Origin of the sequence: Limosilactobacillus balticus, assembly GCF_014145615.1 — a bacterium.
Taxonomy (GTDB): Bacteria; Bacillota; Bacilli; order Lactobacillales; family Lactobacillaceae; genus Limosilactobacillus; species Limosilactobacillus balticus.
Genome location: NZ_JACIVH010000059.1, coordinates 14869 through 29953, shown reverse-complemented (window position 1 = coordinate 29953; position 15085 = coordinate 14869). Strand labels below are relative to the sequence as shown.

Genomic DNA, 15085 nt, shown 5'->3' with positions numbered 1-15085 from the left:
TTAACAAGAGACAAAAAAAGGATTTAAGAAAAATCTTTACTTTTCCTAAATCCTTTTTAGTTCGTTACCAACCATTTTTGAACTAACTGCTTCACCCCCGTCATTGAATCACAAGTTGTAACAGCCTGTTGATATAGTTCCTGACATTTCTTGCTATCCAACTGCTTCATCATTGAACGGGTCCGTAAAATAGAGCTAGCACTCATCGAATAAATATCCAACCCCATCCCGATTAATAGTGGCAAGGCATAGCGATCTCCTGCCATTTCTCCACACATTGCTACGGTTGTGTCATGAGCATGACCAGCATCAATAATATGCTTAATTAATTTTAAGAAAGTTGGGTTTAGCGGCTGGTAAAGGTACGAAACTGAATCATTACCACGGTCAGCTGCAAAGCAATATTGAATTAAGTCATTGGTTCCAATACTAAAAAAATCAACTTCTGAAGCTAGGCGATCAGCATTTAACGCGGCTAATGGAACTTCAATCATTATGCCAAGATGAATATCTCTGCCAATCCCTGGATGATCAACAGCTAATTTCTGCTGTTCCTCATAATATATGTTCTTAGCTGTTTGCAATTCCTCAAGCGTGGTAATCATTGGAAACATAATATTAATCTTCCCAAACTCGGATGCTCGGAGTAAGGCCCGCAGCTGAGTCCTAAACATTTCTGGCCGATCAAGAGCAATCCGAATAGCTCGGTAACCAAGGAATGGATTCATTTCTTTAGGCAAAGGCATGAACTGAAGCGGTTTATCTCCACCAATATCTAAAGTTCGAACTACTAGCCGTTTCCCATTTAATTGTTCAACAGCGCGGCGATAGGCATTAAACTGCTCTTCTTCAGTTGGGAGGTGGTCACTTTTCATATAAAGAAATTCAGTTCGAAATAAGCCAACGCCATCAGCACCATTTTTTATTGCTGATGAAATATCCACTGAAGAACCAATATTGGCTGAAATCTTATACTGCTGCCCATCAGCGGTTACCGAGGGCTGATTAACCATTTTTTTCCATTGCTGACGGACATTCATAAACTTATCTGCAATTTTTTGGTATTGTTTAACATCGTTTGTTGAGGGTTCAATAATTGCACTACCCTCAAATCCATCAACAATTACTCGTTGGCCATTCTGCACCTTTTTGGTTATATCGTTGCATCCAACAATTGCCGGAATCTGTAAAGAACGAGCCATGATCGCTGCATGACTAGTTCGCCCACCCAAATCGGTAATAATGCCTTTAACAAAACGACCATCCATCTGTGAAGTATCTGCCGGGCCAATTGAATGAGCGACTATAATGACGGGGTGGTCTAGTTCACGTAAATTAGGAAGCTTCTTCCCTTCTAATTCTGCTAAAACCTGGTCTTGAATATTTTGAAAATCAGTTGCTCGCTCTTGCATATATTCATTTCCAGTCATTGCCTGCAGGGTTTTAATCATCTTAGTAATTACTTCCGTAAAAGCCGATTCCGCATTTAAGCGTTGATTGGTGATTCGGTTTTCAACTTGTTTAATCATTTCTGGATCATTTAAGATTGCAATATGAGTATCAAAAATTGCTAGATCTTCTTCATTAAGTTTATCAACAAGTTTCTTCTTAGTCTCTTTTAGTTTTTGAATGATCTTATCAAAAGCTCGATGTAATCTTGCTTTTTCACTATTGGGGTCACTAATATGATACTTTTCAAAATTAAGATTAGGCTTCGTTAATAAGTAAGCCGGTGCAATTCCTACTCCATCACTGGCTGCGATTCCATTAATTTGGGTCTCCATTAATCAATTCCCCTTTTCTGGTATAGTACCTATTATAAGCGAAAGCCTTTTCAACACAAATAAAAATAAAAGCAAGATTTGCGAAAGCTAAAAAGTTTTCTACAGATCATGCTTTTAATCCTTAATTATCTACTTAGTACCAAAAAGACGGTCACCAGCATCACCTAAGCCAGGAACAATATACCCATCTTCATTAAGATAATCATCAAGTCCTGCGGTATAAATATCGACATCTGGATAAGCGTCGCGCACAGCCTTAACTCCTTCAGGGGCTGCAACTAAGCAAGCAAATTTCATGTTCTTTTCGGAGCAACCGCGCTTTTTTAAGGCTTCGATTGCCATCATTGCTGAACCACCAGTTGCTAGCATTGGGTCAACGATGAATAATTGCCGTTCTGTAATATCATTAGGCAACTTAACAAAGTATTCATGTGGCTTTAAGGTTTCTTCATCCCGGTACATTCCGATAAAACCAATTTTAGCTGCTGGGATAAGATCAGTCATCCCATCAACCATTCCGATTCCTGCCCGAAGAATTGGAATAATCGCTACCTTTTTACCAGCCAATTCCTTTTGAGTTGTTTTAGCAATTGGCGTTTCAATTTCAACATCCTTCAATGGCATGTCGCGTGCTACTTCATAAGCCATTAAAGTTGAAATTTCCTTGACTGTTTCCCGGAAAAACTTTGTCCCAACATTTTTATCCCGAATCATTGTTAGCTTGTGCTGAATCAATGGATGATCTAACACTTCAAATTTACCCATGCCTATATACACTCCTTTGAATTTCTTCACTATTCTACCAAAAAAATCAAGTCATGACAAAGGATCTTAACAACTTTTTATGTTCTATTTTTTTAGTTAATCGGATACTTTGTGGTTAGTTCATGCACACCTTTTGCTACTTCTTGTAGACACTCTTCATCGGTTGGATTGGTTAAAGCTGTACTGATTAATTCCGCAACTTTTTGCGCATCCTCTTCCTTAAATCCTCGGCTGGTAATAGCAGGAGTCCCAATCCGCAAACCACTTGTAATAAATGGACTTCGTGGGTCATTCGGAATAGCCTCTTTATTGGTTGTAATATGGACACGGTCAAGGAGATTTTGCGCATCTTTTCCTGTTAAACCAGTCTTCGTAAGATCCAGAACGAGAAGGTGATTTTCAGTTTTTCCTGAAACCACCCGAATCTGTTTACTAGTATTAAATACTTTTTCCATTGCTTGAGCATTTTTTACAACTTGTTGGATATATTCCGAATATTCTGGTTGCAAATCTTCATAAAATGCTTGTGCTTTCCCTGCGATCACATGTTCCAACGGTCCACCCTGGATTCCAGGGAAAACGGCTGAATTAATTTTCCGTCCTAACTCAGTTGATTTAGAAAGGATCATTCCTCCCCGTGGGCCACGAAGAGTTTTATGGGTAGTGGTGGTTACAACATCAGCAATCGGAAGTGGACTTGGATGATCACCAGTTGCTACTAATCCGGCGATATGGGCCATATCAACCATTAAGTAAGCCCCCACTTCATCAGCAATCTTACGAAATGCCTGCCAATCAATAATCCGACTATAGGCAGAAGCTCCCGCAACAATTAATTGCGGTTTTACTTTTTTAGCTAAATCCATAATTTCATCATAATCAAGCTCTTCAGTATCTGGATTTAGGCCATAGCCATACGTTTTATATAATTTTCCACTAAAACTAACTGTTGCGCCATGAGTTAGGTGCCCACCAGCATCCATTCCCATCCCTAAAATCACATCTCCGGGTTTGAGGAGTGCTTGATAAACTGCCATGTTAGCTTGTGATCCGGAATGAGGTTGAACATTTACATATGCTGCATTGAATAATTTTTTAGCATAATCAATTGCCAATTGTTCAACTTGATCTATAAACTCACAACCACCGTAATACCGCTTATTAGGATATCCTTCAGCATACTTATTTGTTAGAACTGATCCTTGCGCTTCACGAACAGCATCTGAAACGATATTTTCGGAGGCAATTAGCTCAATCGTATCTTGCTGGCGTTGTTCTTCATTCTCAATGGCTGCCCATAATTGGGGTGATTTTTTACCATAGTTCATTTACAACATCTCCTCTGGTTATAAATAAAGAGGCTGGGAATCCACTCAGTCTCTTTATTATTTTATTGAGATTTTAATTAGGGAGTGGTACCTCTTCCACTAGATTCCCTTATTATTTTACCGCATTACTATCAAAGTGCATACCACCAGCAGACTTATTTAACCGATTCATATATGCGCCCCCTAAATCATGAGCTGGGAACGCTTGAGTGACAATCGCCTTAACATTAGGCTGATCATCAAATTGTCGTAACCCATCGAATAAACGAGCACTGGCATCTTGAACATTCTTTCCTAATGAAAATTGAATAGCATTCATCGGCAATACTTCTTGTTGGAGGACCTTTTCTTCAGCCATCATCCCAACATCAAATGGTTGTTGTCGTATCCATTCAACAACTTTATCCCAATCAGTATCTTCATCAACAATATATACCTGGGCCTTAGGGGCATAGTGCTTATATTTCATTCCGGGAGCTTTAGGAGTTTCATTTTTTCCTACTTTGTGATGATTGAGGTCAATTGACCCAATCACTGCTTCAATGTCCTTTTTTGTAACAGCACCAGGACGTAAAATTACAGGATGATCTGTTGACATGTCAAGGACAGTTGATTCAACTCCTACCCGTGTCGGACCATTATCTACAATTCCAGCAATCTTCCCATGTAAGTCATGATAAACGTGTTGGGCAGTAGTCGGGCTTGGTTTACCAGAAGTATTAGCAGATGGTCCCACCATCGGAACACCAGCTTCTTCAATTAAATCAAGGGTTGGTTGACAATCTGGATAACGAAAGGCGACAGTTTTTAAACCACCTGTAACGGTTTTTGAAAGAGCACCCTTCTTAATTTTCAAGATAATGGTTAAAGAACCAGGCCAAAATGCATCCATCAACTTTCGGGCATTATCAGGAATCTCGGCAGCATACTTTTCAACCATTGCGATGGAATTAACATGAACAATCAATGGATTATCACTTGGCCGCCCTTTTGCTAAATAAACATTCTTAACGGCTTTTTCATTGGTTGCATCAGCCCCTAATCCATAAACAGTTTCAGTTGGAAAAGCCACTAATTCACCGCGCTTAATCGCAGCTGCTGCTTGGGCAATCTCACCATGTCGAAAAATTTTCGTATCCATTCTTACTATCTTCCTCCTGCGTTTGAAAAATCCCATGCGTGTATCATCCTCATTTTTCCTGCCACATCATGTCGTGGGCATATCTGTGCGTGTTTATCAGTTTGATGTAGTAATTCTTGAATTGACTCTTCTTGATCATAACCAGTTTCGCCAAATATTTGACCAGTCGTAGTTAAATACTGCCCTGCTTGTTTAAATAAGCGATGATAGAAGCCCAAACCATGTTCACTAGCAAATAACGCCGCTGCTGGTTCATTTTCAAGGACAGCTTGATCAATTTTATCAGTATCGTCCGGGTCAATATAAGGCGGATTAGTCACAATTAAATCATATTGCTGATCAATATTTTCAAATAAATCACTTTTAATTAATGGTAACTCTAGGTTAAACTTAGCCATATTTTCCTGAGCAACAGCAAGCGCAGCGGTTGAAATGTCACTTAAACTTACATTCCAGGCTGGCTGTTCAAGCGCAAGAGTAATCCCTATGATCCCACTCCCTGTTCCTAAATCAAGAACCTTCAATGGGCGAGATGGCATTTCATGCAATACCCAATCAATTAACTCTGCTGTCTCAGCTTCTGGAATCAAAACATTTTTATTAACCTTAAAAGTTCGTCCATAAAATGGGGCCTGCCCAACAATATATTGAGCAGGCTCATGATTAAGCAATCTTGTTATGGCATCCTTCCACCAGTCTACTTCATCAGCGGGCATCTCATCACGATTATGTAAAAGTAAGTGCGTCGCATCCCAACCATGTAATTGCTGAAGTAAAAACTGAGGGGCACTTGGATCAATATCTGTTCCTTGTAATTGTTCTTTTGCCCATCGCTGCGCCATAAAATAGTTGGTCGGTACGAAACTACTCATTCCGTAATTGCTCCAACTTTTGCGTTTGGTCGGCAACAATCAATGCTTCAATAATTTCATCGAGGTCACCAGCCATAATCTTATCAAGCTTGTTTAATGTTAACCCAATTCGGTGATCTGTTACCCGGTTTTGTGGGTAGTTGTAAGTACGAATCCGTTCTGAACGATCCCCTGTCCCAATCGCGTCTTTCCGCTTTTGATCATAGGCGCTTTGTTCTTGTTGTTGGTAATAATCATAAACCCGTGACTTCAAAATCCGCATTGCCTTAGCCCGGTTTTGCTGTTGTGAACGTTCATCTTGCATTGCAACGACGATTCCTGTTGGCAAGTGGGTCATTCGAACAGCTGATGAAGTCTTGTTAACGTGCTGACCACCAGCACCGCTTGAACGGTAAACATCAACCCGGATATCTTTAGGATCAATATCCACATCTACGTCTTCAGCTTCTGGCATTACCCCAACCGTTGCAGTTGACGTATGAACACGTCCAGCGGATTCAGTAACAGGAACCCGTTGAACACGATGCGCTCCGTTCTCAAACTTAAGCTTGGAATAAACTTTATCCCCAGTAATCATTAAAGCAATTTCTTTAAAGCCACCGACTTCAGTTTCATTTCGATCTACAACTTCTACTTTCCAACCTTGTTTTTCAGCATAGCGAAGGTACATGTTATAAAGATCAGCAGCAAATAGACTTGCTTCATCCCCTCCGGCAGCTCCACGAATTTCCATGATAATATTTTTATCATCATTAGGATCTTTAGGGATTAGGAGGACTTCCAGCTCTTTTTCTAACTGTGCTTGTTCTTCCCGTGCCTCTGCTAACTCTTCTTTAGTTAAGGCGGTTAAGTCATCATCATTCGTTTCACGTAATAGTTCTTCATCATCACTAATCGTTTGGGTGACTTTTTTATATTGATTATATTTTTCAACGGTTTCACGCAAGCTCCCCTCTTCTTTTGAAAGCTTCATAAAACGTTGCGAGTCGGCAATTACTTCTGGATCACTGATCAATTCGTTTAATTCATCGTAACGATCAGCAACTGCTTGAAGTTTATCGAAAATTTCTTCCATTTCCATTCTTGGTCATTCCTCCTATTGTTTTAATTGGGGATGAAAATAGTGCTTCCGGCATACTGGGTAATACGATTCATTGCCCCCTATCTGGACTTGTTCTCCCTCATATACTGGCTTACCATCATGAATCCGTAAATTCATCGTAGCTTTGTGAGGACAGAACCAACAAATTGTTTTCATCTCTTCAATTTTGTCAGCATAGATTAGTAAATACTTTGAACCTTCAAATAATTCATTACGAAAATCATTTTTTAGGCCAAAAGCCATTACCGGAATATTTAGCTCATCAACAATTTTGATTAATTGTAAGACATGCTCTTTCTTTAAAAACTGTGCTTCGTCGATCAATACACAATATATCTTACGATCCATCTTATTAACGTAATCGTAAATATTGGTATCATCCATAATCGGTTTTACTTTCCGCTCTAGACCGATCCGACTAGCAATGATTCCTCGACCAGAACGATCGTCAACACCACTAGTCATTAAGACAACCGGTTTTCCTTGTTCTTCATAGTTATGAGCAACCTTCAAAATATCGATTGACTTACCAGAATTCATCGCGCCATATTTAAAGAATAGTTGTGCCACTACAATTGCTCCTTTTTGTTTGCATAGTACTCTTCATTATATCCAAAAAGTTGTGTCATTTAAATACTTCCACATTAGGAAAGAGTTTTTTACATTGAATAACTTTAATCTTATAATAATTTCAGTTTAATAACTTTCTTTTTGTTATCGTAAAGTTTAGAATTAAACGGTAATTTTAATCATCACTATTGTATCACTTACAATTGACACGAAAGGAATACATATATTCATGACAGTTCGAAGTTCATTTGCCGAATTTGCCGGGCGGTCAAGCTATTGGTTCCTCCATACTTTTATGAACGGAGGAAGTTCTCTTCCAGGAAAACTAACCTTAAAGCTTGATCCAAATATTCTCCAAGCCTTTAGCAAAAAGTACGACCTTGTTATTGTAACAGGGACTAATGGAAAAACATTAACCACTGCATTAAGCGTACGAGTTTTGCGGGAAAAGTATGACCAAGTTCTTACTAATCCGACTGGTTCTAACATGGAACAGGGAATCGTAACTACCTTTATTACAGCTCCCCGTCCAAAGAAAAAAGGCCTGGCCGTCCTCGAAGTCGATGAAGCAAATGTAGTTAAAGTATGCAAATACATCACACCAATCGCTTTTGTCTTCACCAACATTTTCCGTGATCAAATGGATCGTTATGGTGAAATTTACACCACTTATAACAAGATCTTAAAGGGTGTTAAACTAGCACCAAAAGCAACCATCATTGCTAACGGGGATGAACAACTCTTTAACAGTAAAGATTTGCCTAACCCAATCATCTATTATGGTTTTAACCATGAAGAAAAAGAACCCTTTAATGCCCCAGCTAATACTGATGGCCTCCTTTGTCCTAAATGTCAGCACATTCTAAAATATCGGATGCGGACTTATGCAGGTTTAGGTAACTACTTCTGTCCAAATTGTGGTTTCCATCGGCCAGAATTAACGTATGCTGTTACTAAAATTGACAAACTTACTCCAACACATTCCACTTTTGAAATTGATGGGCAAAAATACACCATCGGAATTGGTGGTCTATATAACATTTATAATGCACTTGCCGCATACTCGCTTGGCCGTTTTCTCGGAGTGAGCCAAACACAAATTAAAGATGCTTTTGAGTCAGACGAACGAGTATTTGGCCGGCAAGAAGTGATTAATATCGATGGAAAACAAGTTACTTTGATCTTAGTTAAAAATCCAGTTGGCCTTAATCAGGTTTTAGATATGATCGAGACGGATGACAAGCCATTTAGCTTTGCCTTCTTACTAAATGCTAATTACGCTGATGGCATTGACACCAGCTGGATCTGGGACGGTGACTTTGAAAAACTTACTCAGCATCAAATTCCTCAATATATGACTGGGGGAGAACGCTATAAAGATATTACCACCAGATTAACAATGGCTGGAGTAAAAGATATGTGGCATGAGCCAGATCTTACCCAGGTAATTGATAAAATCAAGGAAATGCCAACTGAACATGTCTATATTCTGGCAACATATACAGCAGTTCTGCAATTGCGGAAACAATTAGCAGAAAAAGGCTATATCAAAGGAGGAATGGACTAATGGCAAAATATCACTTACACCTCGCCCACCTTTACGGCGATTTATTAAATACTTATAGTGATGTCGGCAATATCATTGCCCTTCAATATTACGCTAAACAGATGGATGCCGATATTGATGTCAAAGTCATTAGTATCGACAACGAGTTTAATCCGCAAGATTTTGACTTAGCCCTTTTTGGTGGTGGTCAAGATTACGAACAACTTGTCGTTTCCAAAGATCTGCCAAATAAAAAAGCAGGAATTGATCAATTTATTAACGCTGGCAAACCGCTCCTTGCTATCTGTGGGGGGTACCAGCTTCTTGGACACTACTATATTGGTGCTGATGGCGAGAAGATTCCGGGACTTGGAATCCTAGATCACTATACTTTAAGTCAGGATAATCACCGTTTCATTGGTGACATTACCATCAAAAATGAAGAAAGTAATCAAGAATACCATGGTTTTGAAAATCACAACGGTCGCACCTTCTTAGGAAAAGGTGAACGGCCGCTCGGGAAAGTAATTTCTGGTAATGGGAATAACGGTGAAGACCATACCGAAGGGGCAATCTACAAAAATACTTATTGCTCGTATTTCCACGGTCCCATTCTTACAAGAAATGGTGAAATTGCTAAAAAGATTCTTTTAGCAGCTCTTGAACATAAATATCCCGATGCAGACTTAAGTAGGCAAAAAGCCCTAAAAATTAAGCCTACATTTTAATTAAGGTGACAAACAGTGAATCAAACTATAACATTTGTATTTACCATTATTTTTTTGCTGGAAAGTTTTTGGGAAGTCCGTCTTTTCTCCCAACTTCAAGCATTAGCCATGCAAAATCCAACTAGGATCCCACCACGCTTTGCAAAAGTTATCCGTTTGGAGCGTCGTTGGAACTGGATATCTTGGATTCTAATCATCTTATTATTCCTTACTTCATCAAATTTCACGATTTTATGGGTAAGCCTAATCACATTGATTGAAACCTATGTTGTCTGGCGAATGGATAACATGAAAAGTAAAATGACTAGCGAAGACTAGGATTTAAAAAAGGATGAGATTGAAGGAAAGTAAAATGCCTTCTAATCTCATCCCTTTTATATTTTAAAAATTAATCTTTCCAGTAATAATCAACATAAGCGCAATCACAGCTGCTAAGGCGATAATCGTTGCCAACCATTTCTCTTTCTTACTCATCTTATTAGGAGCGCCAGCAAACAACGGTATTCCTAGTGCAAAAATAATCGCACTTGCAAATACATATTCAAGCCCTGAAGCGACTAGCATATAGACAGAATATATAGAGGCTAGCGTAGCAATAACCTTAAAACCAAGACCCATCTTTTCGCTAATTGCTAACTTCAATCCATATAACGCAGAGAGCAAGTAAGCAACTAGTGTCATTGTCGCAGCCAAAGTATAGGCAATTGTATAGGCCATTTGAAGTTGTGGAAGCAGTAAAACCAGTAAGCATACTTGCATAATAATTGTATATACAATTAATGCAAAGCCAGGAACGCCATGACGGTTAACAAGTTTAAATGCTCGCGGCATATCCCGATCATAACTGGTTACGTATGCAATTTCAGGGCCAATCATAAACCAACTCAATAATGCTCCTAGTAGAGAAATTAGTAAACCTATTTTTATAATAAGGCTTCCAACTACTCCCAATGCTGTATGACTAAGAGCTGCTGCTAGTGGAACTGAAGTCTGGCTAAGTTCTTTAGCAGGTAGGATCCCCATTGGAATGATAGATATTGAGATATAGAGAACCAATACAATTACAAAGCTAATAATCGTTGCCAATCCAACATCACGTGGCTGTTTTGCTCGACGCGACATTGAAACAGCCGCTTCAATCCCAACAAAGCACCACACAATAGTACTCATCGCACCACTAATCTGATCTTTAAATGCTACATGCGTTTGATTAACAGCAAGAATGCTTGTCCAATCAGGAACATTAAAAATATGCGGCTGAAATGCAAAAACGCCAACAATAACAACTAATAAAAGCGGTAAAATCTTAATAATCGTAATGACGGCATTAAGGATACTTGCCTCACGGACACCAAACCATGTAATTGCTGTGTATCCCCACAGAATAATTGAGCCTCCGATAAAACACATTAGTGGCGAAAGTTGGTGCATTCCTAGCATACTATTTAAGGTCTTAAAGAAGAGTGAGATAAAGGCAATATTACCAAATACTGCCCCCATCCAATATCCCCAAAAAGAATTAAAACCAATATAGTTACCAAAGCCTTCTTTTGCATAAGTATAAATTCCACCGTTCATCTCCGGCTTAATAACAGAAAGCTTGTAAAAAACTAGTACTAGCATCAAAATTCCGAAGCCACCAATTAACCAGGCAACTAATGCAGCCATTGGATTTGCTTTCAAAATTAAATCGGTTGGACTATTAAAAATCCCACCACCAATAATCGTTCCTACAATTAAGGTGATTAAGAGGAAGAGATTTAACTTCTTTTCCTTCACCTTAATCACCTCACTTATAAATATTCTTGAAATGTGGAATAATTATACATTATTTACCTAGCCGATGGCAATAGTTCCATTAGCAACTAGCCAAATTGCAATAACACTTAGGATTAAAATCAGCGCCATTGTCCACTTTTCAGCAGTTGTAACTTTACGATCATTTTCTTTACATGCTAAGTAATAAATGTAGAATCCAGGAATAAAACTAATTGAAACTAGTAGTACTTCTTGCCATCCAGCAAGGAACATACATGCGAACATGAATGCAGCAGAGAGCAAACCAATTGTAAATTGTCCCCATTCTTGGTGTGCAGAACTGTATTTCATTTGGTAAAGTCCAACAAATAAGTATGAGAATAAAATTGCTGCACTACATAAGGAATATGCGAATTCATAGGCTTTATCAGTGAAAAGCAATGAGAACAAGAAGATTGTTTGCAATACCGCTGTAATCATTAGGGAAGCGGTTGGCGCCTTTTTGGCATTAACCTTTCCCCAAATTTTTGGCATTGCCTTATCATCGGCAACTAACATTGTTGTTTCGGCTGGGAGCATTGTCCAAGAAAGCCAGGAAACAATTGTTGAGATGATTAAACCAACATTGATTAAAATTGAGCCCCAACTACCAACTGTTGCTTGAAGTACATGACCAATAGCTGGTTGTCCCATTCCTGCTAATTCTGCCCGAGTTAATGCACCATAAGGCAAAATTGAAATTAATACATAGATAACTACTAAAAGGCCAAAACTGATGAGAGAAGCTTCACGAGCGGCTGTAAGAGACTTTGCCCGACTTGCCATAACAGAAGCACCTTCAACACCGATAAATACCCAAATTAAGGTCATTAGGGTACCTTTCATTTGTTCCCAAACAGACCCAGTTGCAGTACCGCGAGAAGCATTATTAGCAACCCGACCCCAGAAATCTGCAGTGAACATTCCAGCCTTAAAGCACACAATCATCATAATAATAAAGATAACTAATGGTAAGACCTTGCAGATTGTTCCAATCATGTTAACAAAAGATGCACTCTCAACACCATTGTTAACTAAGATTGTTAATAGCCAACAGAAGATGATGGCAATAATAATCGACGGTAAATTTTGACCACCTTTAAAGGTTGGGAAGAACGTTCCGATTGAGCTCATCAACATCGTGGCAAAAGCAATATTTCCCAGCCATGCGGATAACCAGTAAGACCATCCAGAAATAAATTCACCTAATGGCCCAAAGCCGGCACCAGCATATGAGAAAATCCCTGAAGTAAGATCTGGTCGCTTTTCAGATAAATTATTTAGCGAGAGAACTAGCATCAAAAAACCAATTCCAACAAAAATCCAAGCTAACAGGGCAGGACCTGGTGCCGCCGCCGCTGCCACATCACTAGTAATACCAAATATTCCGGTACCGATACATGAACTTACAATTAAGGCGATCAATTCGCCTCTACCAATACCTTTCTTTTGTTCATCCATAAATATCCCTCCTATGCAGTTTATGAATGCATGTGTTGAATGATTAAATCATAGACCATTTTAGCATCATCATTATCTTTACTAATGATAATCAAGGTGTCGTTTCCAGCAAGTGTGCCCACAACTTCCGGAATATCAAGTTCATCAAACATTCCAGCCAAAATCGTCGCGTAACTAGAATTTAGTGCAGTTTTGATTACGTTCATAAATTGAACAGTTTCAATTGTCCGCACATTATCATGAATTCCTTGGTATAATCGTTCAAAATTATGTTCGGGTGTCACATGGAGTTGAACATAGTGGGTATGACCATCGCCATCATTTGCTTTAACGATATTCAATGCATGAATATCTCTTGAAATTGTTGCTTGTGTTGTTTCGAAACCCGCCTCAGTTAACAACTTAAGCAATTCCTCTTGTGTTTCAATTTTACGATCATTAACCACTTGTTCAATATATTTTCTTCTTGCCTTTCGATCCATTCGTGTTCCCTTCTTATCATGTTAATTACACTAAAATGATACAAGAAAAAGCAGCAAAATTATACCCTTTCTAGATACTCAGATAAATTTGCTGCTTTTATTATCTTATTTATTTCTTGAGATCTTCACGAACAATTGGACATGACATGCACCGTGGACCACCACGACCCCGTGATAATTCACTTGAACGAACCTCGTGAACAAGAATACCATGCTTACGCAGCAAATCGTTTGAGACATAGTTCCGATCATAAGTTACAACTACACCAGGGGCAATTGCTAGCGTGTTAGAACCGTCATTCCACTGTTCACGTGGGGCAATAATTGGGTCACCACCACCAGTAGGAATTAAATCAATTTCCGGCTTATCAAGTGCCTTCTTCAAAATTTCTTTAAGATTTGTTTCATGAGTAATTGAAATTTCACCATTATTACCGGGGTGCATAATGTATGCATCAACATGTCCGCCATCACGTAAGATTGCTGGATGAACTGTAAATTGATCATAGTTAATCATTGTAAATACAGTATCAAGGTGCATCATTGCATGATTATGAGGAATATGGATAGCAATTACTGTATCATAATCAGACTTTTCAAAGAGACTTTCAGCTAATTCTGTAATAGCCTTAGCAGATGTTCGTTGAGAAATACCAATTGCTAATACGTGATCACTGAGAACTAATTCGTCTCCACCTTCAATCCGGCCTTCAGGATAACGGTTTCGCCATACCTCAACACCCTTGTCGGCAAAACGCTTATTGTGCTTAATGATGTACTCAGTAAAGAGAGATTCACGTTGCCGAGCCTTAAAGGTCATGCGGTTAATGGTAATTCCATCCCCGATACATGCCTGTTGGTCACGAGTAAAGTATGCATTTGGCATTGGATCCATATAGAATGGGTAATCCTTGTCTTCTGCTAATTCGGCAAGCGAAGCATACTTTGTTTTAATTTCATCTTTACGTACACCAGCAATAATCTTGTTAACCATATCCTTAGTACTGAAACTAAGCAAGAATTCCTTTAAGCCGTCATGGATTGCTCCAGCAGCATAACCAGATTCAGCAATGATCTTTTCAAGGAATTCATCTTTGATATTATCATTTGCCAGTGCGTCGGTTAATAAATCTTCAAGATACAAGACTTCTGCGCCGTTATCACGTAATGTTTGCGCAAAAAGATCATGTTCTTCTTGAGCGATCGGTAAGTATGGAATGTCATCTACAAGCATCCGGTGAAGAATTTCAGGATAAACATTTTCGATTTCCTTACCTGGTCGATGCAACATAACTGTCTTAAGCTTCCCAATTTCTGATGTAACATGAATTGGACTTTGCATACAATATCACTCCTTTTTGAAGTATCACTTGACTACAACTACATCATATTAGTTTATGTAAACGTTGTCAAATGCCGTCAAATCAATATTTAGTGAATTATATAAAAAGAAGTTATTAATATAAATTATCAACAGTTTTTATACATTTTTTACTCCTAAAGCGCATA

Annotated in this window: 14 protein-coding genes; 3 read left to right on the top strand and 11 right to left on the bottom strand. The window is 38.8% G+C overall.

Annotated elements, in window-relative coordinates; translation table 11 throughout:
* Positions 1 to 56 precede the first annotated feature (56 nt).
* From ptsP to H5S10_RS03300, 7 genes are all read right to left on the bottom strand, one after another.
* Entirely contained in the window at positions 57 to 1784 is a 1728-nt protein-coding gene (gene ptsP / locus H5S10_RS03330; protein WP_182588689.1) for a phosphoenolpyruvate--protein phosphotransferase, read from the bottom strand.
* 129 nt (positions 1785 to 1913) lie between these two features.
* Positions 1914 to 2549, bottom strand: a complete 636-nt coding sequence (gene upp / locus H5S10_RS03325; RefSeq protein ID WP_003666547.1) for a uracil phosphoribosyltransferase — start codon at positions 2547 to 2549, stop codon at positions 1914 to 1916.
* A gap of 92 nt (positions 2550 to 2641) precedes the next feature.
* Complete coding sequence (gene glyA / locus H5S10_RS03320; protein WP_182588687.1) at positions 2642 to 3877, bottom strand: serine hydroxymethyltransferase; 1236 nt, start codon at positions 3875 to 3877, stop codon at positions 2642 to 2644.
* 112 nt (positions 3878 to 3989) lie between these two features.
* Positions 3990 to 5018: an L-threonylcarbamoyladenylate synthase gene (locus H5S10_RS03315; protein WP_003676155.1), complete on the bottom strand. Its 1029-nt coding sequence runs from the start codon at positions 5016 to 5018 to the stop codon at positions 3990 to 3992.
* A 5-nt stretch (positions 5019 to 5023) separates the two neighbouring features.
* Complete coding sequence (gene prmC / locus H5S10_RS03310) at positions 5024 to 5890, bottom strand: peptide chain release factor N(5)-glutamine methyltransferase (protein WP_182585996.1); 867 nt, start codon at positions 5888 to 5890, stop codon at positions 5024 to 5026.
* Positions 5883 to 6965: a peptide chain release factor 1 gene (gene prfA, locus H5S10_RS03305; RefSeq protein WP_003676159.1), complete on the bottom strand. Its 1083-nt coding sequence runs from the start codon at positions 6963 to 6965 to the stop codon at positions 5883 to 5885. The genes prmC and prfA overlap by 8 nt, the downstream gene beginning before the upstream one ends.
* 21 nt (positions 6966 to 6986) lie before the next feature.
* On the bottom strand, positions 6987 to 7562 hold the full coding sequence (locus H5S10_RS03300) for a thymidine kinase (protein ID WP_003666540.1): 576 nt from the start codon (positions 7560 to 7562) through the stop codon (positions 6987 to 6989).
* Positions 7563 to 7791: 229 nt separating this feature from the next.
* On the opposite strand from H5S10_RS03300, the gene H5S10_RS03295 reads away from it, so the two are divergent.
* The 3 genes from H5S10_RS03295 to H5S10_RS03285 are packed head-to-tail and all read left to right on the top strand — an operon-like array spanning position 7792 to position 10154.
* Positions 7792 to 9129, top strand: coding sequence for a Mur ligase family protein (locus tag H5S10_RS03295; RefSeq protein WP_182585995.1), 1338 nt, complete (start codon positions 7792 to 7794; stop codon positions 9127 to 9129).
* The gene (locus H5S10_RS03290; RefSeq protein ID WP_182588685.1) at positions 9129 to 9836 is read left to right on the top strand and encodes a type 1 glutamine amidotransferase; all 708 of its coding nucleotides are present in this window, start codon (positions 9129 to 9131) and stop codon (positions 9834 to 9836) included. Before H5S10_RS03295 ends, H5S10_RS03290 begins: the two co-directional genes overlap by 1 nt.
* A gap of 15 nt (positions 9837 to 9851) precedes the next feature.
* A complete protein-coding gene (locus tag H5S10_RS03285; RefSeq protein ID WP_182585993.1) occupies positions 9852 to 10154 on the top strand; it encodes a hypothetical protein in 303 nt (100 codons plus the stop codon).
* Positions 10155 to 10217: 63 nt separating this feature from the next.
* Here the strand turns inward: H5S10_RS03285 and H5S10_RS03280 are convergent, their stop codons facing one another.
* The 4 genes from H5S10_RS03280 to arcA all read right to left on the bottom strand — a co-directional run bounded on the left by H5S10_RS03280 (position 10218) and on the right by arcA (position 14918).
* The gene (locus tag H5S10_RS03280; RefSeq protein WP_182588684.1) at positions 10218 to 11624 is read right to left on the bottom strand and encodes an amino acid permease; all 1407 of its coding nucleotides are present in this window, start codon (positions 11622 to 11624) and stop codon (positions 10218 to 10220) included.
* A 48-nt stretch (positions 11625 to 11672) separates the two neighbouring features.
* Positions 11673 to 13094, bottom strand: coding sequence for a basic amino acid/polyamine antiporter (locus H5S10_RS03275; RefSeq protein WP_182588682.1), 1422 nt, complete (start codon positions 13092 to 13094; stop codon positions 11673 to 11675).
* A gap of 20 nt (positions 13095 to 13114) precedes the next feature.
* The gene (locus H5S10_RS03270) at positions 13115 to 13576 is read right to left on the bottom strand and encodes an arginine repressor (protein ID WP_003666533.1); all 462 of its coding nucleotides are present in this window, start codon (positions 13574 to 13576) and stop codon (positions 13115 to 13117) included.
* 109 nt (positions 13577 to 13685) lie between these two features.
* The gene (arcA, locus tag H5S10_RS03265) at positions 13686 to 14918 is read right to left on the bottom strand and encodes an arginine deiminase (RefSeq protein ID WP_182588680.1); all 1233 of its coding nucleotides are present in this window, start codon (positions 14916 to 14918) and stop codon (positions 13686 to 13688) included.
* Positions 14919 to 15085: the final 167 nt, after the last annotated feature.